Raw genomic sequence first — 22,534 nt, forward strand, 5'->3', positions numbered from 1 at the left:
CGCTAGCTTGAGGTGCTAGTGCCCTTTATCGGGCGTGGGGGTTCAAGTCCCCCCTCGGACACCAGTGAGGGCCCTCGCGGAAGCGGGGGCCCTCGTGCGTTCCTCCCCCGCACCGTTCCTCGCGCCCCCTCCCCCACAATGGGTGCCATGACCACGCGCACCTGCCCCTGCGGACGGCCCGAGCCGTACGACGCCTGCTGCGGCCGTTTCCACGCGGGCGCGGCCGCGCCGAGCGCCGAGGCGCTGATGCGGTCGCGGTACTGCGCGTTCGTGAGGGGCGACGTGGGTTATCTGCTGCGCACCTGGCATCCGCGGACCCGGCCGGAGCGGCTGGAGCTGGACCCGCGGATGCGGTGGACGGGGCTGGAGGTGCTGGACAGCACCGGCGGGTCCGCCTTCCACAGCGCCGGGACCGTGACGTTCCGGGCGTCCTACCGGGGCGGTTCGCTGCACGAGCGGAGCCGGTTCGAGCGGGTGGCCGGGGCGTGGGTGTACGTCGACGGCGAGTTCCTCGACAACGCGTAGCCGCCCCGCCCAGGGGTCAAGGCGCCAGGATGTCCAGTTCGTGGAGGGCGCCGACGGTGATCTGGCGGGTCAGCTCCTCGGCGCGGGTGGCGTCGCCGGCCCGGACCGCCTCGGCGACCTGGACGTGCAGGGTGACGGCGGCCGGGTCGGGGTCCTCGAACATGACCTCGTGGTGGGTACGGCCGGCCAGCACCTCGGCGACCACGTCACCGAGGCGGGCGAACATCTCGTTGCCGGAGGCGATGAGGACCACCCGGTGGAAGGCCATGTCGTGGACCAGGTACTCCTGGAGCCGGTGGCCGCGCGAGTTGGCCACCATGCCGAGCGCGCACTCGGTGAGTTCGGCGCACTGCTCGGAGGTGGCGTGCCGGGCGGCGAGGCCGGCGGCGACGGGTTCGACGGCCGAGCGGAGCACGGTGAGCGAGCGGAGCTGGTGCGGGCGGTCGGCGCCGGCCAGGCGCCAGCGGATGACCTGCGGATCGTAGACGTTCCACTCGCACTTGGGGCGGACGGTCACGCCCACCCGGCGCCGGGACTCGACGAGGTGCATGGATTCGAGGACGCGGACCGCCTCGCGCATCACGGAGCGTGAGACCTCGAAGCGCTGGGCGAGTTCGTCGGTGCGCAGCACGCTGCCCGGCGGATACTCGCCCGCGGTGATCGCGGGGCCGAGGGAGTCGAGAACGTGGCCGTGCAGCCCCCGGCCCGGTGTGGTCATGCACTCAGCGTACGGCGTGGATCACGGAGCAATAAAGTCAGACTTATTCACTACAGGCTCTTGAATTAGTCGTACCTAATGGGTTTCAGTGTGCCCCGACGCCAGATGTCGGCGTCGGATGTCGAGGAAGACAGCGAGGCAGTGATGCGTACCCCCCACGTCGTCGTCGTGATGGGCGTCGCCGGAACGGGCAAGACCACGATCGGTCCCCTGCTCGCCGCCCGGCTGGGCGTCCCGTACGCCGAGGGCGACGACTTCCACCCGCAGGCCAACATCGACAAGATGTCGGCCGGCGTCCCGCTCGACGACGCCGACCGGTGGCCGTGGCTGGACGCCATCGGCGCCTGGGCGCACGGGCGGGCGGGACTCGGCGGGGTGGTCAGCAGTTCGGCGCTGAAGCGGGCGTACCGCGACCGGCTCCGCGCCGCCGCTCCCGGCGTGGTGTTCGTCCACCTGACGGGCGACCGGAACCTCATCGAGGACCGGATGTCGCTGCGGCGCGGTCACTTCATGCCGACCGCGCTGCTGGACTCCCAGTTCGCCACGCTCCAGCCCCTCCAGGCGGACGAGGCGGGCGTGGCCGTGGACGTCGACGGCGGCCCCGAGGAGATCACCGAGCGGGCCGTCAGGGCGCTCGACGCGCTTCCCGACATCACCGAGTAGCACCCCGATCCCTGTCCCCGTACCCGCAAGGAATCCCCCGTGACCAGACTCAGCGTCGAGATGCTGGCAGCGGACGCGCCTCCGCCGATCACCTCCGCCGGCCACGCCCAGCTCGGCATCGCCGCGCTGGTGGGCATCGCCGTCATCGTCGTGCTCATCACCAAGTACAAGCTGCACGCCTTCCTGTCCCTGACCATCGGTTCGCTGGTGCTCGGCGCGGTCGCCGGCGCGCCGCTGGACAAGGCCATCACCAGCTTCACCACCGGGCTCGGCGGCACCGTCGCCGGCGTGGGCGTCCTGATCGCGCTCGGGGCGATCCTGGGCAAGCTCCTCGCCGACTCCGGCGGCGCCGACCAGATCGTCGACACGATCCTCGCGAAGGCCGGTGGCCGGGCGATGCCGTGGGCGATGGTGCTGATCGCCTCCGTGGTCGGTCTGCCGCTGTTCTTCGAGGTCGGCATCGTGCTGCTGATCCCGGTCGTGCTCATGGTCGCCAAGCGCGGCAACTACTCGCTGATGCGCATCGGCGTGCCGGCGCTGGCCGGTCTGTCCGTGATGCACGGCCTGATCCCGCCGCACCCCGGCCCGCTCGTCGCGATCGACGCGGTCAAGGCGAACCTGGGCGTGACGCTGGCGCTGGGCCTCGTGATCGCGATACCCACGGTGATCATCGCCGGACCGCTGTTCTCGAAGGTCGCGGCCCGCTGGGTGGACGTGCCCGCGCCCGACCGGATGGTCCCGCAGCGGCCCTCGGAGGAGCTGAAGCGCCGTCCCGGCTTCGGCGCCACGCTGGCGACCGTGCTGCTGCCGGTCGTGCTGATGCTGGCCAAGGCGCTGGTGGACATCGTCGTCGACGACCCCGCGAACATGACCCAGCGCGTCTTCGACGTGGTCGGCTCCCCGCTGATCGCGCTGCTCGCGGCCGTGATCGTCGGCATCTTCACGCTGGGCCGGCCCGCCGGGTTCAGCAAGGGCCGGATCCAGGAGACCGTCGAGAAGGGCTTGATGCCGATCGCCGGGATCCTGCTGATCGTGGGCGCGGGCGGCGGCTTCAAGCAGACCCTGATCGACTGCGGTGTCGGCCAGATGATCCTCGACATCTCCAAGGACTGGTCGATCCCGGCGCTGCTGCTGGCCTGGCTGGTCGCGGTGGTGATCCGGCTGGCGACCGGTTCGGCGACGGTGGCGACGGTCTCGGCCGCCGGCCTGCTCGCGCCGCTCGCCGCGGACATGTCGACCACGCACGCGGCCCTGCTGGTCCTCGCGATCGGCGCCGGCTCGCTGTTCTTCAGCCATGTCAACGACGCCGGGTTCTGGCTGGTGAAGGAGTACTTCGGGCTGAGCGTCGGGCAGACAATCAAGACCTGGTCGGTCATGGAGACGATCATCTCGGTGGTGGCCGGCGGTCTCGTCCTGCTCCTCTCGCTGATCATCTAGGGGTACGACCATGACGGCTCACCCGCTCTTCGACATCGGCGGCCGGACGGCCCTGGTGACCGGCTCCAGCCGCGGTATCGGGCTTGCCCTGGCCCGGGGCCTGGCCGAGGCCGGCTGCACGGTGGTGCTCAACGGGCGCGATCCCGAACGGCTGGCGAAGGCCGCCGGGGACCTCCCCGGTGACGTCCGCACGGCGGTGTTCGACGTGACCGACGGCGCCTCGGTGGCCGCCGGGATCGCCGGTGTCGAGGAGCGGGTGGGTCCGCTCGACATCCTCGTCAACAACGCGGGCATGCAACTGCGGGCGCCGCTGCTGGAGTTCACGGACGGCGACTGGCACCGCATCCTGGACACCAATCTCACCGGCGCGTTCCTCGTCGGCCGCGAGGCAGCGCGCGGGATGACGGAACGCGGCCACGGCAAGATCGTCAACGTCTGCTCGCTACAGAGCGAGGTGGTGCGGCCGGGCATCGCGCCGTACGCGGCGACCAAGGGCGCGCTGAAGATGCTCACCAAGGGCATGTGCGCGGACTGGGGGCCGTACGGCGTGCAGGTCAACGGGCTGGGGCCCGGCTACATCGAGACCGAGCTGACCGCCCCGCTGGTCGCGGACGAGGAGTTCAGCACCTGGGTGCGGCGGCGGACCCCGGCGGGCCGCTGGGGCCGTACGGCGGACCTGGTGGGCGGGCTGCTGTTCCTCGCCTCCCCGGCGGCGGACTTCGTCGGCGGCCAGGTGCTGTACGTCGACGGCGGCATGACGAGCGTGCTGTGAAGGGGGCGGCGGGCGTGCTGGGCTGTGTCGTCCACGGGGCGGGCGATCTGCGGGTGGAGGAGCTGCCGGCTCCCCTGCCCGGGCGCGGACAGGCGCTGGTGGCCGTGCGGTACGGCGGTGTGTGCGGGTCGGACCTGCACTACTGGCGGCACGGCGGCGTCGGCGACTTCCGGCTGCGCGAGCCGATGGTCCTGGGCCACGAGGTGGTGGGCACGGTGGTCTCCTACGGCGGTGACGCCACCGGTCCGCCGCCGGGTACGGCCGTCGCCGTGCACCCGGCCTCCCCGTGTGGGCGCTGCCCGGAGTGCGCCGACGGGCGGGCGAACGTGTGCCGGGACACCCGCTACCTCGGCAGCGCGGCCCGCTTCCCGCACGTCCAGGGCGGCTTCGCCGGGCAGGTGGTCGTGCCGGCGGGGCAGGTGAGGCCGCTGCCCGAGGGGCTCGGGCTGCGGCGGGCCGCGCTGGCCGAGCCCCTGTCGGTGGCCCTGCACGCGGTGCGGCGCGCCGGGGACGTGGCCGGGAGGCACGTGCTGGTGACCGGGACCGGGCCGATCGGCTGCCTGGTCGTCGCGGCGGCGCGGGCGGCGGGCGCGGGCCGGGTCACGGTGACGGACCTGCTGCCCGAGGCGCTCGGCCACGCGGCGGTCGCCGGGGCGGACACGCTCGTCCGGGCCGGCGATCCGGCGGACGCGGGACGGCCGGCGGAGGTCGACGTGGCCGTCGAGGCGTCCGGGACCGCGGCCGGGCTGGACACGTGTCTACGGCTCGTGCGGCGCGGAGGTGTGGTCGTGCAGCTCGGGATGCTGCCGCCCGGGCGGTCGCCCTTCCCCGGGAACCTGGTGGTGAGCCGGGAGATCGAGCTGCGCGGGGCGTTCCGCTTCGACACCGAGTTCGAGGAGGCGACGGCGCTGCTGGCGGCGCGGGGCGAGTTCGACGGCCTGATCAGCGCGGTGGTTCCGGTGCGGGAGGCTGACGCCGCGTTCACTCTGGCCGCTGACCGGGGGCGTTCCTGCAAGGTGTTGCTGGAGTTCGGGGACGGGTGAGGTAGGTGCGGCGCCTCCGGGATGCGCCGTTTCGGCTGAGCGCCGTCGCGGCGGGTGCAGGGGAGGCCGGCAGGACGGTCAGGGGCGCCACAGGGTGTGTTCCCGGCGGGCCCATTCCCTGCTGACCGTGCCCGTTCGGAGGCCTCGGCGGGCTTCGGGATCGCCGAGGGCCATGCCGATGTGGCCGGCCAGGACCACGCCGATCGTGAGGGCCAGCCAGTCGTGCACGAAGGTGGCGGAGGTGCGCCACATCAGGGGCGTGAGGTGGGTGAACCACATCATCAGGCCCGTGCCGAGCATGACGAGGGTGGCGCCGGCGATCCAGGCGGCGTAGATCTTCTGGCCGGCGTTGAACTTGCCCGCCGGGCGGGAACTGTGCCGCCGGTCGCGGAGCAGGGCGGCCCGCAGCCACAGGCGGTCGTGCGGGCCGAACCGGTTGAGGAAGCGCAGGTCGGCGCGGAAGGCGCGGGAGGCGAGGCCGAGCAGCACCGGCACCGGCAGGGCGACACCGGCGCACTCGTGGATGCGGACGACCAGTTCCCGGCGGCCGACGAGGACGGCGAGCTGCGGGATGTAGAGGCAGGCCGCGGTGATCACGCAGACGCCCATGAGCGCGGCCGTCGTCCGGTGCACCCACCGCTCGGCCCGGCTGAAGCGCTGGACGCGGGCGCTCGGCGGGGCCGGTGTGTCAGCTCGTAGGGTCATCGCTGCGTCCGTTCGAGTGGCCGACCCAGGCGTCGACGTCGTAGCCGAGGTGCTCCCAGTAGCCGGGCCGGACGTGGTCGGTGACGGTGATGCCGGAGAGCCATTTGGCGCTTTTGTAGAAGTACATGGGGGCGACGTAGAGGCGGACGGGGCCGCCGTGGTCGTGGCCGATGTTTTTGTCCTGCATGCGCAGGGCGACGAGGACGTCGGGGCGGCGGGCCTGGTCGAGGGTGAGGCTCTCGCTGTAGGTGCCGTCGAAGCAGGTGAAGCGGATCGCCTTGCCGGCGGACCGGACGCCGGACGCGTCCAGCAGGTCGGAGAGCCGTACGCCCTCGAAGGGGGTGCCCGGGACCCGCCAGCCGGTGACGCACTGGACGTCCTTGACGAGCCGGGTCTGGGGCAGGCCGCGCAGGTCCGCGAGGGTGTAGGTGCGCGGGTGGTCGACGAGTCCGTCGACGGTGAGCCGGTAGTCGTTCGGACCCTTGTTCGGGACGGACGCGGCGACGGAGTAGTAGCGGAAGCCGCCGCCGTTGGGCAGCAGCCCGGTCAGGCCCGTGGGGTCCTTGCCGGAGACGCTGGCCAGGAAGCCCTCCAGGCCGCGTTGCAGGGCGGGCGCGGCGGCGACCCCGAGGGCGCCCAGTCCGAGGGTGCCGAGGAAGACGCGGCGGCCGATGGGCCTGCCGTGCGCGTCGGACGGCCTGCCGTGCGCGTCGGACGGCTCGGACGCCTCGGTTCGTTCAGGGTTCACGTATTCATTCGAGCACTTGTGGCCCTCAGGGGGCCAGGGCATGGGGGCGGCGGTCAGGATTCCGTAATGACTTGCCGCGCCGGGGCCGGGGCCGGCCGCCCGCCGAGGACGTGGGCGCGGGCGGTGCGGAAGGCCGTCCAGGGGTCGCGGTGCGGGTAGGACCAGGGGACGGCGGTGGCGTGCCGGCCGATGCGCTGGAAGAGGACCGCCGCTTCGGCCGAGCGGCCGGCGCGGTGCATGGCGAAGGCGAGGTGGTTGAGGTCGATGTGGCGGCGCGGGTGGTCGTCGTGCTCCCACTCCAGCCACCAGGCGAAGGCGGCGTTCAGCACCCGGCGGGCCCGGGGCCCCGACCAGTGACCGGCGGCGGGCGGAACGGCGGGGGCCGGGCCGGCCGCCTCCGGGCCGACAGGGGCCGGGCCGACGGCCGACGGATCGGCGGGGAGCAGGCCGGTGGCCGCCAGCACCCGGTAGCGCTCGGCGTACGCGACCACGGGCAGGACGGCCAGCGGGGAGTCGGCCGGGGCCTCGGCGGCGGCCAGCTCGGCGAGGTCGTACACCTCGTGGGACTCGGGCCCGGATCCCGGCCGCTCGGCTATGCGGGCGATCAGCAGGTGGTGGGCATGGTGGTGCTCCGGGTGGCGGCCGTGGACCTCGGCGAAGAGCCGCAGTACCTCGCGCTCGGGTCCGAGGGTGCGCGCGAGGAGCAGCAGGCCGAGCCAGGGCGTGGGGTCGGCGGGGGCGAGGGCGGCCGCGGCGTGGCAGGCCTCCATGGCGGTGCCGGGCTCCCCGCGGCCGCGCAGGGCGCGCTGGACGAGGGCCAGGGCGAGCAGCGCGGCGGCGTCGGCGGAGTCCGGTTCGGCGAGCTGCCAGTCGCGGGCCCAGGAGGCGGCGTACGGCTCGCGGGCGAGGACGGTGAGCCGGTGGGCACGGCGGTCCCAGTCGTCACCGGTGTGCAGCAGCAGGGAGCGGGCGGCCTGCCGGCGGCCCTGGGCCAGCGCGGCCCGGGCGCCCCGGAGCTGGGTGTCGTCGAGGGCGTCGTCGACGGCGCACGGGCCGTCCGGGGCGGTGCCGTCGGCCGGGGAGACGGTGTCGGCACGCCGGTCCGTGGGGGCCCTGCTGGGGCCGAGCAGAGGCGGGAGTGGAGGCACCGCGGACTTCCTGTTTCTCGGGCTGCCATCATCCGATCACGGACAGCAAACCCGCCGCCCGCGGTGTGCGTCAAGCGGAACGGGTTGATTCCAGCTTCAAATGCCTTTGCGGGAGCGGAACTTGGGGCCGGACGAGCGAGGCACACCGGGGGAATTGGTCCGATTTGTGTGGCGTACGCCATAGCGCCGGGCGAGGCGGCGGCGCAGCATGGCCGCACGGTCCCGCCACCGCCTCGCACCGACCCGGTCGATCGGACATCGTGACCGAGTGAACCGCCCGGTTACGGGTACTCCTGGGGCAATGCCGTTCCGGGAGCGCTACAGTCGGCCACGACGCACCCGTGGTCCGGCCGGATGATCGAGGTACGCGCGTGTCCGTTCTGGTTCTCCTTCTCGCCGTGAGTGCCGCCTGCTGCCTGGGTTTCGGATTCGTCCTCCAGCAGAATGCCGCCGAGAAGGCGCCGCTCGGTGACTTCCTCTCTTTCCGACTGCTGCTCGACCTGGTGCGGGTGCCGCGCTGGCTGGGCGGCCTCGGCCTGATGGTGGGCGGCATGGTGCTGGGCGCGCTGGCGCTCGGGCAGGGCGAGATCTCGCTGGTCGAGCCGCTGCTCGCGACCAATCTGCTGTTCGCCCTCGCCCTGTCCCGCCACCAGACGAAACAGTCGCTCGGCCGGCAGGGCTGGGCGGGGCTGGCGCTGCTCGCGGGCGGGGTGAGCGCCTTCATCGTGGCCGGGCAGCCGCGCGGCGGGGGCGCCGAGGCGGGCCCGCTGCGGCACTGGCTGATCGTGGGCGCGGTCGTCGGCACGGCGCTGGTGCTCACGACGTACGGCAAGCGGTCCCGGCTCAGCTGGGGTCCGGTGCTGCTGTCGGTGGCCGCCGGTCTGCTGTTCGGCGTGCAGGACGCGATGACCCGGGTCAGCGGCACGTTGTTCGCGCGGGGCGGCTTCGCCGGTCTGTTCACCGGCTGGCAACCGTACGCGCTGGTGGCGTGCGCCGTGGTCGGGCTGATACTGGTGCAGAGCGCCTTCGAGACCGCCCCGCTGCGGATGTCGCTGCCCGCGCTGACGGCCGCCGAGCCGCTCGCCGGCATCCTGTGCGGCGTGGGCTTCCTCGGCGACCGGCTGCACACCGACACCGGGGCCCTGGCCTGGGAGGCCGCGGGGCTGGCCGGGATCGTCCTGGGCATCGTGCTGCTGGGGCTGCACCCGGCGCTGCCGTGCGGCGCGACGGTGAAGGCGAAGGCCGCGAAGGCGGGCGGCACCGCCGAGCCGGCCCAGATCTTCCAGGGGCCCTGACCTCCGAGCCGCGGGCGCGGGCCCTGCTTGGATGAGGGCATGAATCCTGCTGACGAGATCCTCGACGTCGTCGACGAGCACGACCGGGTCGTCGGGCAGTACCCGCGCGGCGAGGTCTACGCCCGGGGGCTGCGCCACCGGTGCGTGTTCATCCAGGCCCGGGACGCCTCCGGCCGGCTCTTCGTGCACCGCCGTACGCCGGTCAAGCTGGTGTTCCCCTCGCTGTACGACATGTTCGTCGGCGGGGTCGTCGGCGCGGGTGAGTCCTACGACGAGGCGGCGCTGCGGGAGGCGGAGGAGGAGCTGGGTGTGAGCGGCCTGCCCCGGCCGGAGTTCCTCTTCAAGTTCCTCTACGACGACGGGACCGGGAAGAGCTGGTGGTCGGCGGTGTACGAGGTCCGCTGCGAACTGCCGGTGCACCCCCAGGCGGAGGAGGTCCAGTGGCACGACTTCCTTCCCGACGAGGAGGTGGAGCGCCGGCTCGGCGTGTGGGAATGGGTGCCGGACGGCATGGCCGCCTACGAGCGGCTGAAGGCGTACCGGGCCGCTCGGTGACGCCCGGGTAAGGTCGTGCGCGTGATCGAGTTCGTGCGCAACGTCCGGCTCTGGTTCGCGCCGGAGCACATCCGTGAGGAGGGCGGCACGCCCGACTACCGGTTCTCCCTGGCCAACGAGCGCACCTTCCTGGCCTGGCTGCGGACGGCGCTCGCACTGATCGGCGGGGGGTTCGCGGTCGACCAGTTCCTGCCGGACCTGCGCTGGGGCTGGCGTGTCGGGCTGGCGCTCGCGCTGCTGGGCGCGGGTGTGCTGTGCTCGCTGCGCGCGCTGAACCACTGGGTGCGGTGCGAGCGGGCCATGCGGCGCGGCGAGGACCTGCCGGCGTCCCGCTTCCCGGTCCTGCTGAGCCTGGTCATCGCGGTGGTGGCGGTGGCGATGGTCGTGGTGGTGCTGGTCGGATGGGCGGGGTGAGGAGCCCGGCGCCCGACCGGGATCCCGGGCTGCAGCCGGAGCGGACGCGGCTGGCGTGGCGCCGTACGACACTGTCCGCGGCGGTCGCCGCGGTGCTCGCCGTCAAGACGGCGCTCCATGGTGGGGCTTCGGCCACTGGTGTCGCCGTGTGCGCGGTGTGCTGTGCGGTGTGGCTGTGCTTCGTGTGGGTGGCGCACCGGCGAATCAGCGGACTGGCGTCCGGCGCCCGGCCCCCCACACTGCGTGCGCGGTACGCCGGGGCGGCGGTGCTGTGCCCGGTGGCACTGGCGGTGTGTGCGGCGGTGCTGGTGCTGTAGGGCGCGCCCGGCAAGTGCGTTCACCTGCGGGCCGGTGGGGGCGGGTCGCGCCCACGCGGCAGAGCCGCATATGGACACAGCCCCGCGGCCCCTACGGGCGCCGACGGTGCGTTGACCAGTGCGGCGCCGTCGTGGCTTGTCGCGCAGTTCCCCGCGCCCCTTTGGGGCGCGCTCGACTGCACGGGGATTGCCCAGCCCGCAGGTGCACCCTGTCGCACAAAGTCCAGCGGAATCGCCTCGCAAGGGGCGCGGGGAACCGCGCGAGCAGCCACGACGGCGCCGCAGCGGGGCACGGACCGGTGGCGCCCGTAGGGGGCGCGGGGAACCGCGCGAGCAGCCGCCGCCGGTCCGCGGGCGGCACTCAGCGCCCGGACGGGGACACCGTCACCACGATCTTGCCGCGGGTGCGGCCCTCCTCGTTCAGGCGGTGGGCCTCCGACGCTCGCGCGAGCGGGAATGTCTCCTGGACGTGGACCGACACCGCGCCCCGCTCGGCCAGTTCGGTCAGTACCGCCAGGTCATCCGCGTCGGGGCGGACGAAGCAGTACCGGCCGCCGTAGTTCACGACCTCCGGGTCGGCGATGGAGGCGAGGCGGCCCCCCTGCGTGAGCAGATCGGCCGACGCCCTGAGCGTGTCGCCGCCGATGGTGTCGAACGCCGCGTCCACCCCCTCGGGGGCGAGTCCCCGCACCCGTTCGGCCAGCCCCTCCCCGTACGTCACCGGTTCGCCCCCGCAGCCGCGGACGAAGTCGTGGTTTCGTTCGCTCGCCGTGCCGATCACTCGGGCGCCGAGGTGCGCGGCGATCTGGACGGCGAGCGAGCCGACCCCGCCGGCCGCCGCGTGCACCAGCACGGTCTCGCCGCGTCTGACCTCCAGCGCCTTGACCAGCACCTGGTAGGCGGTGAGTCCGACCAGGGGGAGCCCCGCGGCCTCCTCGTGGGAAAGGTTGCGCGGCTTGCGGGCCAGCGTGCGCACGGGCGCGGCGACGTATTCGGCGAAGGTCCCCCGGGAGAGGAAGTCCTCGCGGACGTAGCCGATCACCTCGTCGCCGGCGGAGAACTCGGTGACCGAGACGCCGGGCCGGACGACCACGCCGCTGACGTCCCAGCCGGGGATCACCGGGAACACGGCGTCCAGCATGCCGTCCATATGGCCCTCGCGGCACTTCCAGTCGACCGGGTTGACGGCGGCCGCGCGGACCTCGAGCAGTACGGCGTCGGGGCCGACCTTCGGGTCGCGGACGTCCGTGTACTCCAGCACGTCGGGTCCGCCGTACCGGCTGTAGGTGATGGCCTTCATGCCCACGACCCTCCGGGGTACTCGTGCGCCACGCAACCGGGATGCCCCGGTATGCGCGTTTCGCGTGGCAGCCTGTCCGTCGTCAACGGATCCTCACGTACCCCCGAAGGTGACCACCATGACCACCCTTCACCAGGAACACGCCTCGCACGGCACGCACACGCACGGACCGGACTGCGGGCACACGGCCGTGCACCACGGCGACCACCTCGACTACGTGCACGACGGTCATCTGCACCGGGAGCACCAGGGCCACTGGGACGAGTGCGAGCCGTCCGGGCACACCGCGCACGAGGCCCATCCGCACGAGCACCACGACGAGTGCGGGCACGCGCGCGTGCAGCACGGCGACCATGTGGACTATCTGCACGACGGGCACCGGCACGCCGAGCACGGGGACCACTGGGACGAGCACTGAGCGCAGCGCCGGTTTCCCGGGGCCGGACTAGGGTGGCTCCGGTCACGTTCCTCACACCTACTGGACGACATACCGACCGGTCGGCATCATAAGTCGGGTCAGGTTCACCCGTTCGTAGGAGTGCCGTATGAGCGCCGATCACCCGCCCGGACTCGATCTCGACCGGCTGCGCGGTCTGCTGGACCGGGAGCGGCCCGGTCTGGTCACCGGCACGCTGACCGGCCGGCTGATCGAGGGCGGGCGGTCGAACCTCACCTACCAGGTCTCCGACGGCACCACCAAGTGGGTCGTACGACGGCCTCCGCTCGGGCACGTCCTGGCCACCGCGCACGACATGCGGCGCGAGCACCGGGTGATCAGCGCACTGCACCCGACGAAGGTGCCGGTGCCGCGCCCGGTGCTGCTGTGCGAGGACGAGGAGGTGCTGGGGGCACCGTTCTACGTCATGGAGTTCGTCGAGGGCACCCCTTACCGCACCGCCGACCAGCTCGCCCCGCTCGGCCCGGAGCGCACCCGCGGCGCGGTGCTGTCGCTGGTGGACACGCTGGTCGACCTGCACGCCGTCGACCCCGCCGAGGTGGGCCTCGCGGACTTCGGGCGGCCGGAGGGCTTCCTGGACCGGCAGCTGCGCCGCTGGGGCAAGCAGCTGGACGCCTCCCGCAACCGAGACCTGCCGGGCATCGACGAGCTGCACGCGTCCCTCGGACGCGGCCTGCCCGTCTCCCCCGCCCCGGCGGTCGTGCACGGCGACTACCGGCTGGACAACGTCCTGATCGGCCGGGACGACGAGATCAGGGCGATCCTGGACTGGGAGATGTCCACGCTCGGCGACCCGCTGACCGACCTCGGGCTGCTGGTGATGTACAGCCGGTCGCTCGGCATGCCGGACTCCCCCGTCTCCACCACCGCCGAGGCTCCCGGGCATCCCGACCCGGCCGAGCTGATCGAGCGGTACGCGGCGCGCTCGGGCCGCGACGTCTCGGCCGTCTCCTGGTACACGGCGTTCGCGTGGTTCAAGCTCGCCGTGATCCTGGAGGGCATCCACTACCGGTACACGCTGGGCCAGACGGTGGGCCGCGGCTTCGACCGCATCGGCGACCTCGTGCCCGTCTTCATCGACCACGGACTGACCACGCTTCAGGAAGGCGAGAGCTGACATGGACTTCGCGTTCGACGCGCGCACCGAGGAACTGCGCGCCAGGCTGCTCGCCTTCATGGAGGAGTACGTCCACCCCGCCGAGGCGGTCGCCGAGGAGCAGCGGGCCGCGCTGGCCTCGCCGTGGGACACCCCGGCCGTGGTGGAGGAGCTGAAGGCCGAGGCGCGCCGGCAGGGCCTGTGGAACTTGTTCCTGCCGGACGCCGAGTACGGCGCCGGGCTGACGAACCTGCAGTACGCGCCCCTCGCCGAGATCACCGGCCGGTCCCCGCAGCTCGCGCCGACGGCGACGAACTGCGCCGCGCCCGACACCGGGAACATGGAGGTGCTGGCGCAGTTCGGCAGTGATCGGCAGAAGAAGCAGTGGCTGGAGCCTCTGCTGGCGGGCGAGATCCGCTCCGCGTTCGCGATGACGGAGCCGGAGGTGGCCTCCTCGGACGCCACCAACATCACCACGCTCATCGAGCGGGACGGCGACGAGTACGTCATCACGGGCCGCAAGTGGTACATCTCCGGGGCGATGGACCCGAACTGCAAGATCTTCATCGTGATGGGCAAGACGGACCCGGACGGTCCCGACATCCGCCGCCAGCAGTCGATGGTGCTGGTCCCGCGGGACACACCCGGTGTCACGGTGAAGCGGGCGATGCGGGTGTTCGGCTACGAGGACCACTACCACGGCGGTCACGCCGAGGTGGTCTTCGACCACGCGCGCGTGCCCGTGTCGAACCTGGTCGGTGAGGAGGGCGGCGGCTTCGCCATCGCCCAGGCGCGGCTCGGCCCGGGCCGGATCCACCACTGCATGCGGCTGATCGGCATGGCCGAGCGGGCGATCGAGCTGATGTGCCGGCGGGCGGTGTCCCGTACGGCGTTCGGCAAGGCGCTGGCCCAGCAGGGCGTGGTGCAGAACTGGATCGCCGACGCGCGCGTAACGGTGGAGCAGCTGCGTCTGCTGGTGCTGAAGACGGCCTGGCTGATGGACACCGTCGGCAACCGGGGCGCGCACACCGAGATCCAGGCCATCAAGATCGCCACTCCGCGCGCGGTGGTCGACATCCTGGACCGGGCGATCCAGCTGCACGGCGCGGGCGGGGTCAGCCAGGACTTCCCGCTGGCCGAGCTGTACGCGGGGGCGCGCACCCTGATGCTCGCGGACGGCCCGGACGAGGTGCACCAGCGCTCACTGGCCCGCCGGGAGCTGAAGAGGTACCTGTAGGCAAGCGCGCGTAAGGGGCGGCCACCCAGGGTGGCCGCCCCTTACGCGTCGCGGTGTCCTACGGCCGTGCGCTACGGCCGCAGGGCGCGCAGCAGGAGGTCGGCGAGGTGGTCGGCCACCTCCTGGGGCGTGAGCGGCCCGTCGGGGCGGTACCAGGTCGACAGGTGGTGGACCGAACCGAAGTGGTAGTCGACGACCAGGTCGGCCGGGGTGGCGGTGGAGAACACGCCTTCGCGCTGGCCCTCCTCGATGAGCGCGCGGAAGCGCTCGTGGTAGCGGCGGCGTTCGGCGCGCACCTGCTTGTTCTTCTCGGGGCTCAGGTGGTGCATGGAGCGGAAGAAGATCATCGCGTCGTCGAGATTCTCGATCGTGGTGACGACGACGTCCGCCGCGGCGCCGCGCAGCCGCTTCTCGATGGGCTCGTCGGCGCCTGCGTACGCGTCGAGCCGTTCCTGCTGGACGCGCAGCACGCGCGCGTACACCTCGTGCAGGAGGTCGTCCTTGGAGCCGAAGTAGTGGTAGAGCGCCCCCTTGGTGACGCCGGCCGCCTCGACGATCTCCTGCACGGACGTGCGGTCGTAGCCCTGCTCCGCGAAGAGCCGGGTGGCGGCGGCCAGCAGCCGCTGCGGGACCGGGGTCCCGTCTCCGTCCGTGGTCCTGGGCACTGCCGCCACCTGCCTTCCGTGTCGCTGCTCTTCACTGATGATCGTCACCGTCGGGAACGCGGTTCCCCAGGCAGGATCTTCCCACTGACCGTCCCGGTCCCGTCGGGCAGGATCTCCGCCCGAGGGTCTCACGGGAGCCGCTCAGCCGTTCAGCTCGTGGCCTCCCACTTCTGCTGGACGTGGTTCATGCCCGTCAGCCAGCGGTCGGGATCGCCGGCCCGCGCCCGGTAGTAGTCGGCGACCTCGGGGTGCGGCAGGATCAGGAAGCGGTCCTCCTCGATCCCCCGGAACAGAGCGTCGGCGACGGCGTCCGGCTCGATGGCGGTCGGCTGGAGCACCAGGTCGCCGGCGCTGCCGGTGGCGGCGAGCATGTCGGTGCGCACGCCCTGCGGGCAGATCGCGTGCACCTTCAGGCCCCGGTGGCGGTAGGTCAGGGACAGCCACTCGGCGAAGGCGTACGCGCCGTGCTTGGTCACGCTGTAGGGGGCCGCGCCGATCATGGTGAGCAGGCCGGCGGCGGAGACGGTGGAGACGAACCGGCCGCTGCCGCGTTCCAGCCAGTCCGGCAGGAGCCGCTCGGCGGCGCGGACGTGGGCCATGACGTTGACGTCCCAGGCGCTCGCCCAGACGGCCTCGCCGGCCGCCTCGGAGCCGCCGGAGCCGAGACCGGCGTTGGCGCAGTAGACGTCCACCCGGCCGCCGAGGGCGTCGCGCGCCTCGCCGACGACCGCGGAGGCGTCGCCGGGTACGGCGATCCCGCCGATCTCCGCGGCCACGGCCGCGGCCTTCTCGCCGTCCAGGTCGTTCACCACGACCCGGGCGCCCTCGGCGGCGAACCGGCGGGCCAGCGCGGCCCCGATCCCGCCACCGGCCCCGGTGACCACCACTCCCGCATCCTGCACGGCTTCCACCATCGTCTCCTTCGGCACGTGTGCGCGGCGCGCCCGGTCCGGCGAAGCCGGCCGGGCCCGAACAGACTAACCAGTCGGTATGTCGCTGGGAAAGGGCCGCCCGCGCCACGCGAACAGCAACGGCGAGGAGTATGGCCAAGCTTGTCCGGCAGCGGGACGATGCGAACCGGAACGCACCGTTTCCGGGGCACGAGGGAGCCTGTCATGGCGGATCCTGGGATGAGCGTGACTCCCTACTGGGAGCTGACCTTCGACGCGGACGGGGACGTGGACGGCCCCGAACGCGACCGGCTGCTGGATCAGGCCCGCGGCCACGGCGTCCGCGATCTGATCGTCTTCGCGCACGGCTGGAACAACGACCGTTCGGGCGCCACCTCCCTGTACCGCCGCTTCTTCGCCCCGATCCCGGGGCTCGCGCCGAAGGCCCGGATCGGATACGTCGGTGTGATCTGGCCGTCGATGCGGTTCTGCGACGAGCCGATTCCGGACTTCCCGCGGTCCGCCGTGGCCGATGAGGCCGGGGCCGCGCCGCGGCCGGCGCTGGACAAGGACACCCTGCGCGCGCTCCGGGAGACGTTCCCGGCCCGGACCACGGTGGTCGACCAGCTGGCCCGCATGCTGGACGTCCATCCGGCCGGCACCGAGGGGCTGGCCGAGTTCGGCGGGCTGGTCCGGCTGCTGGTCGGGGCGGGAACCCGGCAGGCCGGTACCGACACCGGCGAGGAGGGCGAACCCGGCCTGCTCTCCGGGGACACGGTGGCCGTCTGCGAGGCCCTCGCCGAGGCGCTGGCCTCGCTGGAGTCGCCCGGGACGCCCGCCGGGTTCAGCCTGCCGAACCCGTGGGACGGCGCCAAGGAACTGCTGCGGCAGGCGACGTACTACGAGATGAAGCGGCGGGCGGGCACGGTGGGCAGCCGCGGGCTAGGGCCGGCGCTCGGGCGGCTGGCCACGGCGGCGCCCGGGGTGCGGGTGCACCTCGTCGGACACAGTTTCGGCGGCCGCCTGGTGTCGTACGCGCTCGACGGGCTGCCCTCGGGGGTGCGCACGGTGAAGTCCGTGACGCTGCTCCAGGGGGCCTTCTCGCACTACACGTTCGCGACCCGGCTGCCGCAGGACCCGCACGGGTCGGGTGCGCTCAAGGACCGGCAGAAGCGCGTCGACGGGCCGCTGGTGTGCTGCTACTCGCACTTCGACTCGTCCCTCGGGACGTTCTACCCGCTGGCCTCGGCCTGCGCGGGCGAGGACCGGTCGGTCGCCGGCTTCTCGCTCGGGCACGCGCTGGGCCCCCGGTGGGGGGCCATGGGGCACGACGGGGTGCAGGCGGTGCCGGGCACCGCCGCCCTGGACCTGGCCGGGGCGCTGCGCGGCCCGCTGCCGCGCTCGGGTTGTGTGAACGTCGACGCGGCGGCGGTCGTCCGCCGCGGCGGGCCGCCAAGCGGGGCGCACAGCGACATCGTGCACCCCGAACTCGCCCGGCTGGTGCTGGCGGCGGGCCGTGTCGCGTGACCCGCCGCCGGCACCGGCGTGTCACCGGTGCGAGGTGTACTCCACGACCTGCTGGAAGGTCGGCCGGTTCTGCCAGCTGATGTGGCCGTGCTTGATGCCGCCCAGCGTGCGCTGGACGATCGAGTCGGCGCACCACTGGTCGCCGGCCGAGCACTGGTCGTCGCCCGGGTAGACCTGGGCGGCGGTCAGGCCGGCCGCCTGCTTCAGGGTGCCGATCAGGGCGTCGCGGCAGGCCCCGAGGCTGCCGCCGCCGCAGTACTTCTGGCCCAGGCCGCCCTGGACCGGCTCACCGAGCACCGCCCGGATGTCCTTGTCGACATAGCTCCACCAGCCGTACTGGAAGGAGCTTCCGGCGTGCGAGCCGGTCGGGCCGTGCCCGGCGGAGGGCGCCTCGTCCACGGACAGGTTGTTCGTGAACGCGGTGTACAGGTCGCTGCCGAGGCCCGGTTCGAACTCGGCCTTGACCAGCAGCGGCCACCAGGCGTCCAGGATGCGGATGGCGTCGGCGTTCGCGTACGTCTTCGATCCCGCCGAGGTCTCGGTGCGCCTGGCACCGGCGCTCACCCACGCCTGGAGCTTCTTGACCGCGTCGGCGGCCGTGGGGTCGGTCACCGGCGAGGAGCCGATCACCCGGAGCAGCTCCGGCAGCACGTCCTCGGCACGCAGGTCGGCGAGGGCCGCGTCGGCCATGGCCTGCACCAGTTGGGCCCGAGTCACACCGCCGGCCGCGACCAGCTTCTTGACCCGGTCGTCGAGCAGGTTGGCGCGGTGCACGGAGCCGTCGCCCCAGGACGCGGTCGTGTAGTCCTTGGCCTGCTTGTTGTTCCAGGAGACGTAGTAGTCCTGGTCGACGGAGTTGGGGTGGGCGGCGGGCGGGGTGTAGTCGGAGGTGTTGGTGGCCGGATCCCAGTTGCGCCACTCGTACGCCGGACGCGCCCAGACCGGGAACTCGGCGTCGACGCCGGCCGCGCGGACCGGGTTGTCACCGCTGTTGTAGTACGCGGTGTGCTGGGAGTCGGCGTAGAACCAGTTGAACGTGTAGTTGATGTGCTGGGCCGCGCTCTGGAAGCCCTCCGGCCCCTTGACGTAGCCCGGGTCGTTCATCATCTGGAAGCCGATGATCGAGTCGGCCTCGTGCAGGTACGAGGAGCGCAGCGTGGTGTAGGCGACCTTCTTGCCGCCGATGGTCGCGCGGTACTCGACGGGCCCGTACTTGGTGCGCCACACCCGCATGGTGTACGACCCGGCCGGCGTGCCGTCGGCCGCGGTCGGCTTCCAGGCATTCTTCTGCTCGATCTCCTCCATGGCGGTGCAGGTGCCGTGGTACAGGTAGTGGTAATCGTCCTGGCACAGTTCGACGGCGTAGGTGTCGATGATGTCCTGGCCGGAGGTGGTGGCGCTCCAGGAGTAGTCCTGGCCGCGGCCGAGTTCGACGTACATGCTCAGGCCGGCGAAGGAGGCGCCGCGGGCGCTGATGCCCGGGCCCTGTATTTCCTCCAGCATCAGCAGCTGCGGCGCGAAGTAGCCGGTCTGCGGCCCGAAGACGGCGATGGGGTGGCCGCTCGCGGTGTGCTTGCCGCTGATGACGAGGGCGTTGGACATGCCGCGCCGGGCGGAGCCGAGGGTCGCCTTGGCGGCGGAGCCGGAGGCCTTGGTGGCGCCGGCGGTGGCGGCGCTGCCGGTGCGGTCGTAGACCAGCGGTTCCTCGGTCACCGAGCCGGGGTCGGGCAAGGCCTCGCCCTGGGCGTCGGCGGGCCGGCCTCCATAGGGGAAGCTCGTGTCGTGGACGGTCAGGACGGCTTCGGGGTCGTTGCGTTCGCGGAAGGCCTCCCAGACCTTGGTTCCTTCCTCGGTGCCGTACTTGGCCTGGGCGGCGAGCAGCGAGAGGGCGTTGTTGACCTCGCCCCCGCCGCCGGCACCGAAGAGTGAGCCGATCACCGAGGCGAGCGCGACCAGGTCGGTGACCTTGAAGTGCTCGATGGTGCCCGAGTTGGTGATCGGTCCCTTGTGGCCGGTCAGGTCGTACTCGCCGGGGAAGTAGCGGCCGCTGTCGGAGGCGTCGATGTAGGCGTTGACGCCGGCGAGGTAGGCGTTGACGTCGCCGAGCGCCTGCTGGCCGCGAGCTCCGGCCTTGGCCACGGCGTTGTCGATCTGCGCCTGCAGGTCGGCCTCGGTGTAGGGGGCGTTGCGGTAGAACTGCTGCTCCAGGCCCTGGTTGGCGGGGGCTCCGCCGGCGAACGAGGTCAACTGGCCACGGCCCACGTGCCGGAAGACGTCCATCAGCCACAGCCGGTCCTCGGCGGCCGCGTAACCGGCTCCGAACTCGGTGCCGTACCGGGTGGTGCCTGTGATGTGCGGCACACCGGCCTTCTTGTCGCGGACGATCGTCACGTCACTGCGGCCGGCCGGTCTCTCGCTCGATGCGACCTGGTCGGAAGGCACGCCGAAGGAGGCGTCGTTAAAAAAGTTGTTGATCTTGGCGTCGGTGAGCCCGGAGTAGCCGGTGGCCAGGTTCGCGTAGGGCCCGAGCTGGTCCTCGGCGTGCGCGGGCTGGGTGCCGAAGACCTGGTTGAGCAGGATCTGGGCGAGGGTGGCGTTGCCGTTCTCACCGGGCGGCAGGATGTCCGAACACTGGCCGCCGCAGTAGTCGTTGAATGCGGGGGCGTCGGCCGCTGCGGCCGTTCGGGTGAGCGGGGAGAGAAGTGCGGCTGTCAGTACGCATACGGATGCCGTCTTCAGGAACCCGGAGAGCTTGCGGGGAGTTCTCAGTCTGTCGGACAACACGTGGTGCGGGGTGCGCCATGGCATGGCAGCTCCTCCCAACGAGGGGTGGGGTGGCCGGATGTTACCGCCGGTATCCCCGAGTTAGAAGATGAACATGCGTCACTTTTCTGAGGAGGCGAGGCCGGTGGGAGGCGGTCAACCCGTGACGCCTTATGGCAGGGCATCGGAAATCGTATGGAGCCGATGCGCTCCGTCGTACGTCTACTTGGCGACGGCGGAGTCCGGAGCACCACAGCCGTACGGCGCCGCCGACGTGACGTGAGCGCATGACGCAGGTGTGGACGCAGGTATAGACGGAGGTGCAGGGCGATGGCCGGATTCCGAAGTCTGGCGAGACAGGTGCGCGATCCGCGGTGCGACCTGGCGCTGCGGCGCTACTCGCTGCGCAAGTGCCTTGAGCGGTTCGCCCCTTACGGGCACCGGGCGACCTGGGACCATCTGTGCTCCCGGGCCGGATTCGGCCCGGAGGACAGGTCCCCCGACCCGGCGCGGTTCGTGGCCGCACTGGAGGAGCTGGAGGAGGCACGGGCGGTGTGGCTCGCCTACGAGACCGACTTCGCCGAGCGCCGCAAGAAGGAGAAGCACGACGGGCTGCGCCGGCCGGGCAGCGTGGACGACTGGCACCGGCTGACCTGGGGCGGCTTCGGGGTGGCCTGGTGCGACGACCCGAAGGTGCACCCCGGTGAGCCGCTGGCGGAGGTGCTGCGCCGGCTGATCGCCGCCCTGGAGCGGGAACCGGGCTCGGGCTGCCCGGTGTGCGGCGGGGAGCGGCTCGTCTACCGGCACGGCCTGGACCACGAACCGTCCTGCGGCCCGGTCTGCGCGGACTGCGGCATCCTCGTGCCGAGCCCCGTGCTCACGACCCAGGCCCTGACCTACGCCCGGCGCGGCCGCCTCCTGATGTCTGCCTGACCGGCGGGGACGGCGTGGGGGACCGGGGGTGCGCCGGGGATGCCGCACCCCTGGTGGATCGGATCGGCACGCTACCAGGGGCAAAACCGGTCGCTCCAGCCTTTTGTGGTCCGGACAGTGGGGACCGACCGATCCCCTGTCCCGACCGGGAGAAGAGGCTGTCCCATGTCGACCCTGCATGTCACCGCCGAAGTGCTGGCCGTCCACGAACACCCGAACGCCGACGCGCTCGAACTGGCCCAGGTGGGGCTGTACCGGGCGGTGGTCGCCAAGGGCGCCTACCGCACCGGCGAGGCGGCTGTGTACATCCCGGAGCAGTCCGTGCTGCCGGACGAGCTGATCGGTGAACTGGGACTGACCGGGCGACTGGCGGGCGGCGCGGCGAACCGGGTGAAAGCGGTCCGGCTGCGGGGCGAGCTGTCGCAGGGGCTGGTGTGCCGGCCGAAGGCGCTGGCCGGCGTGGATCTGGCGCGGGCGGCCGCCGAGGGGACCGACTTCGCCGAGCGTCTGGGCATCACCAAGTGGGTGCCGCCGATCCCGCCGACGATGAGCGGAGAGGTCGAGCCGGCGCCGGAACTGCTGCCCTGGGTCGACATCGAGAACATCCAGCGGTATCCGGACATCTTCACGCCGGGCGAGCCGGTCGTCCTCACCGAGAAGCTGCACGGCACGGCCTGTCTGCTGACGTACGTCGCCGAGGAGGGGCGGATGTACGTCTCCTCCAAGGGATTCGGGGCCAAGTCCCTGGCCCTGAAGGAGGATCCGCGCAACCTGTACTGGCGGGCGGTGCGGGCGCACGGCGTGGCCGAGACCGCGGCGTGGCTCTGCGAGCGGCTGGGGGCGCGCCGGGTCGGGATCTTCGCGGAGGTCTACGGCGCGGGGGTGCAGGACCTGGCCTACGGCGCCGACGGGCGGCGCGACACGCTGGGGTACGCGGTGTTCGACGTGTCGGCCGAGGTAAATGGCGCCGTGCGGTGGCTGGACGCGGCGGAGGTACTGGAGGGGCGCCTGCCGGTGGTTCCCCGTCTGTACGCCGGGCCGTACGACATCGGCCTCGTCCGGGAGTTCGCGAGCGGGCGGGAGACGGTGTCCGGGCGTGAGCTGCACCTTCGCGAGGGCGTGGTGATACGGCCCGCCGAGGAGCGGTACAGCACGGTCACCGGCGGCCGCGCCATCGCCAAGGCGATCAGCCCGGCGTACCTGACCCGCAAGGGCGGCACAGAGTACGAGTGAGCCTACGGCACCTGCGCCGCCCGGGGGTGCTTACCGGCGCAGGGCACCGCTACGCCCACCCGTGCAGCCCCTAGCGGCAGCACGCATGCCCGC

General features: G+C 72.4%; 23 protein-coding genes. 15 read left to right on the forward strand and 8 right to left on the reverse strand.

Translation table 11 applies throughout. The features are described 5' to 3' along the window. The first annotated feature begins 147 nt into the window (after positions 1–147). Positions 148–525, forward strand: a complete 378-nt coding sequence (locus ABZ854_RS21525; RefSeq protein WP_361213212.1) for a YchJ family metal-binding protein — start codon at positions 148–150, stop codon at positions 523–525. Positions 526–541: 16 nt separating this feature from the next. Here ABZ854_RS21525 and ABZ854_RS21530 read toward each other — a convergent pair whose 3' ends face one another. After that, on the reverse strand, positions 542–1,243 hold the full coding sequence (locus ABZ854_RS21530; protein ID WP_361213214.1) for a FadR/GntR family transcriptional regulator: 702 nt from the start codon (positions 1,241–1,243) through the stop codon (positions 542–544). Between the two features lie 144 nt (positions 1,244–1,387). Between ABZ854_RS21530 and ABZ854_RS21535 the strand changes: the two genes are divergently transcribed. Genes ABZ854_RS21535 through ABZ854_RS21550 form a run of 4 tightly spaced genes read left to right on the forward strand, consistent with a single transcriptional unit; the run spans position 1,388 to position 5,158 of the window. Continuing rightward, complete coding sequence (locus tag ABZ854_RS21535; RefSeq protein WP_361213217.1) at positions 1,388–1,906, forward strand: gluconokinase; 519 nt, start codon at positions 1,388–1,390, stop codon at positions 1,904–1,906. A 39-nt stretch (positions 1,907–1,945) separates the two neighbouring features. Continuing rightward, positions 1,946–3,343 (forward strand): gluconate:H+ symporter, encoded by a 1,398-nt coding sequence (locus tag ABZ854_RS21540; protein WP_361213220.1) that lies wholly within the window; start codon positions 1,946–1,948, stop codon positions 3,341–3,343. A gap of 10 nt (positions 3,344–3,353) precedes the next feature. Further along, positions 3,354–4,115 carry an SDR family oxidoreductase gene (locus ABZ854_RS21545; RefSeq protein ID WP_361213223.1) on the forward strand — a complete coding sequence of 254 codons (762 nt, stop codon included), beginning with the start codon at positions 3,354–3,356 and terminating at the stop codon, positions 4,113–4,115. Positions 4,116–4,129: 14 nt separating this feature from the next. Continuing rightward, a complete protein-coding gene (locus ABZ854_RS21550; protein WP_361213226.1) occupies positions 4,130–5,158 on the forward strand; it encodes an L-idonate 5-dehydrogenase in 1,029 nt (342 codons plus the stop codon). A gap of 78 nt (positions 5,159–5,236) precedes the next feature. Here the strand turns inward: ABZ854_RS21550 and ABZ854_RS21555 are convergent, their stop codons facing one another. The 3 genes from ABZ854_RS21555 to ABZ854_RS21565 are packed head-to-tail and all read right to left on the reverse strand — an operon-like array spanning position 5,237 to position 7,759. After that, positions 5,237–5,863, reverse strand: coding sequence for a cytochrome b/b6 domain-containing protein (locus tag ABZ854_RS21555; RefSeq protein ID WP_361213229.1), 627 nt, complete (start codon positions 5,861–5,863; stop codon positions 5,237–5,239). Beyond that, complete coding sequence (locus tag ABZ854_RS21560; RefSeq protein ID WP_361213232.1) at positions 5,847–6,611, reverse strand: molybdopterin-dependent oxidoreductase; 765 nt, start codon at positions 6,609–6,611, stop codon at positions 5,847–5,849. Before ABZ854_RS21560 ends, ABZ854_RS21555 begins: the two co-directional genes overlap by 17 nt. Positions 6,612–6,664: 53 nt before the next feature. Continuing rightward, on the reverse strand, positions 6,665–7,759 hold the full coding sequence (locus tag ABZ854_RS21565) for a hypothetical protein (protein ID WP_361213234.1): 1,095 nt from the start codon (positions 7,757–7,759) through the stop codon (positions 6,665–6,667). Positions 7,760–8,130: 371 nt separating this feature from the next. Here ABZ854_RS21565 and ABZ854_RS21570 point away from each other — a divergent pair, with 371 nt between their 5' ends. From ABZ854_RS21570 to ABZ854_RS21585, 4 genes are read left to right on the forward strand one after another with little or no spacing between them, the layout of a single operon-like run. Beyond that, positions 8,131–9,054, forward strand: coding sequence for a DMT family transporter (locus tag ABZ854_RS21570; protein ID WP_361213237.1), 924 nt, complete (start codon positions 8,131–8,133; stop codon positions 9,052–9,054). Between the two features lie 39 nt (positions 9,055–9,093). Continuing rightward, the gene (locus ABZ854_RS21575; RefSeq protein ID WP_361213240.1) at positions 9,094–9,609 is read left to right on the forward strand and encodes an NUDIX domain-containing protein; all 516 of its coding nucleotides are present in this window, start codon (positions 9,094–9,096) and stop codon (positions 9,607–9,609) included. A gap of 21 nt (positions 9,610–9,630) precedes the next feature. After that, a complete protein-coding gene (locus tag ABZ854_RS21580) occupies positions 9,631–10,023 on the forward strand; it encodes a DUF202 domain-containing protein (protein WP_361213243.1) in 393 nt (130 codons plus the stop codon). Further along, on the forward strand, positions 10,011–10,340 hold the full coding sequence (locus tag ABZ854_RS21585; protein ID WP_361213245.1) for a DUF202 domain-containing protein: 330 nt from the start codon (positions 10,011–10,013) through the stop codon (positions 10,338–10,340). The genes ABZ854_RS21580 and ABZ854_RS21585 overlap by 13 nt, the downstream gene beginning before the upstream one ends. A gap of 361 nt (positions 10,341–10,701) precedes the next feature. Here ABZ854_RS21585 and ABZ854_RS21590 read toward each other — a convergent pair whose 3' ends face one another. Further along, entirely contained in the window at positions 10,702–11,640 is a 939-nt protein-coding gene (locus tag ABZ854_RS21590; protein WP_361213248.1) for an NADP-dependent oxidoreductase, read from the reverse strand. A 118-nt stretch (positions 11,641–11,758) separates the two neighbouring features. On the opposite strand from ABZ854_RS21590, the gene ABZ854_RS21595 reads away from it, so the two are divergent. The 3 genes from ABZ854_RS21595 to ABZ854_RS21605 all read left to right on the forward strand — a co-directional run bounded on the left by ABZ854_RS21595 (position 11,759) and on the right by ABZ854_RS21605 (position 14,430). Beyond that, complete coding sequence (locus ABZ854_RS21595; protein ID WP_361213251.1) at positions 11,759–12,058, forward strand: hypothetical protein; 300 nt, start codon at positions 11,759–11,761, stop codon at positions 12,056–12,058. Positions 12,059–12,185: 127 nt separating this feature from the next. Beyond that, positions 12,186–13,214 carry a phosphotransferase family protein gene (locus ABZ854_RS21600; protein WP_361213254.1) on the forward strand — a complete coding sequence of 343 codons (1,029 nt, stop codon included), beginning with the start codon at positions 12,186–12,188 and terminating at the stop codon, positions 13,212–13,214. Between the two features lies 1 nt (position 13,215). Beyond that, positions 13,216–14,430: an acyl-CoA dehydrogenase family protein gene (locus tag ABZ854_RS21605; RefSeq protein ID WP_361213257.1), complete on the forward strand. Its 1,215-nt coding sequence runs from the start codon at positions 13,216–13,218 to the stop codon at positions 14,428–14,430. A 71-nt stretch (positions 14,431–14,501) separates the two neighbouring features. On the opposite strand, the gene ABZ854_RS21610 is transcribed toward ABZ854_RS21605, so the two are convergent. Both ABZ854_RS21610 and ABZ854_RS21615 read right to left on the reverse strand, forming a co-directional pair. Then, complete coding sequence (locus tag ABZ854_RS21610) at positions 14,502–15,095, reverse strand: TetR/AcrR family transcriptional regulator (protein ID WP_129309975.1); 594 nt, start codon at positions 15,093–15,095, stop codon at positions 14,502–14,504. 149 nt (positions 15,096–15,244) lie between these two features. Further along, complete coding sequence (locus tag ABZ854_RS21615; protein WP_361213260.1) at positions 15,245–16,009, reverse strand: SDR family oxidoreductase; 765 nt, start codon at positions 16,007–16,009, stop codon at positions 15,245–15,247. A 201-nt stretch (positions 16,010–16,210) separates the two neighbouring features. Here ABZ854_RS21615 and ABZ854_RS21620 point away from each other — a divergent pair, with 201 nt between their 5' ends. Next, positions 16,211–17,512 carry a serine-threonine protein kinase gene (locus ABZ854_RS21620; RefSeq protein WP_361213263.1) on the forward strand — a complete coding sequence of 434 codons (1,302 nt, stop codon included), beginning with the start codon at positions 16,211–16,213 and terminating at the stop codon, positions 17,510–17,512. Between the two features lie 21 nt (positions 17,513–17,533). On the opposite strand, the gene ABZ854_RS21625 is transcribed toward ABZ854_RS21620, so the two are convergent. Continuing rightward, complete coding sequence (locus ABZ854_RS21625) at positions 17,534–20,320, reverse strand: penicillin acylase family protein (protein ID WP_361213266.1); 2,787 nt, start codon at positions 20,318–20,320, stop codon at positions 17,534–17,536. A gap of 285 nt (positions 20,321–20,605) precedes the next feature. On the opposite strand from ABZ854_RS21625, the gene ABZ854_RS21630 reads away from it, so the two are divergent. Together ABZ854_RS21630 and ABZ854_RS21635 are read left to right on the forward strand one after the other, a co-directional pair. Further along, positions 20,606–21,208 carry a hypothetical protein gene (locus ABZ854_RS21630; protein WP_361213269.1) on the forward strand — a complete coding sequence of 201 codons (603 nt, stop codon included), beginning with the start codon at positions 20,606–20,608 and terminating at the stop codon, positions 21,206–21,208. A gap of 165 nt (positions 21,209–21,373) precedes the next feature. Next, the gene (locus tag ABZ854_RS21635) at positions 21,374–22,441 is read left to right on the forward strand and encodes an RNA ligase (ATP) (RefSeq protein ID WP_361213272.1); all 1,068 of its coding nucleotides are present in this window, start codon (positions 21,374–21,376) and stop codon (positions 22,439–22,441) included. Positions 22,442–22,534 lie beyond the last annotated feature (93 nt).

Source organism: Streptomyces sp. NPDC047028 (assembly GCF_040644095.1).
Lineage (GTDB): Bacteria > Actinomycetota > Actinomycetes > Streptomycetales > Streptomycetaceae > Streptomyces.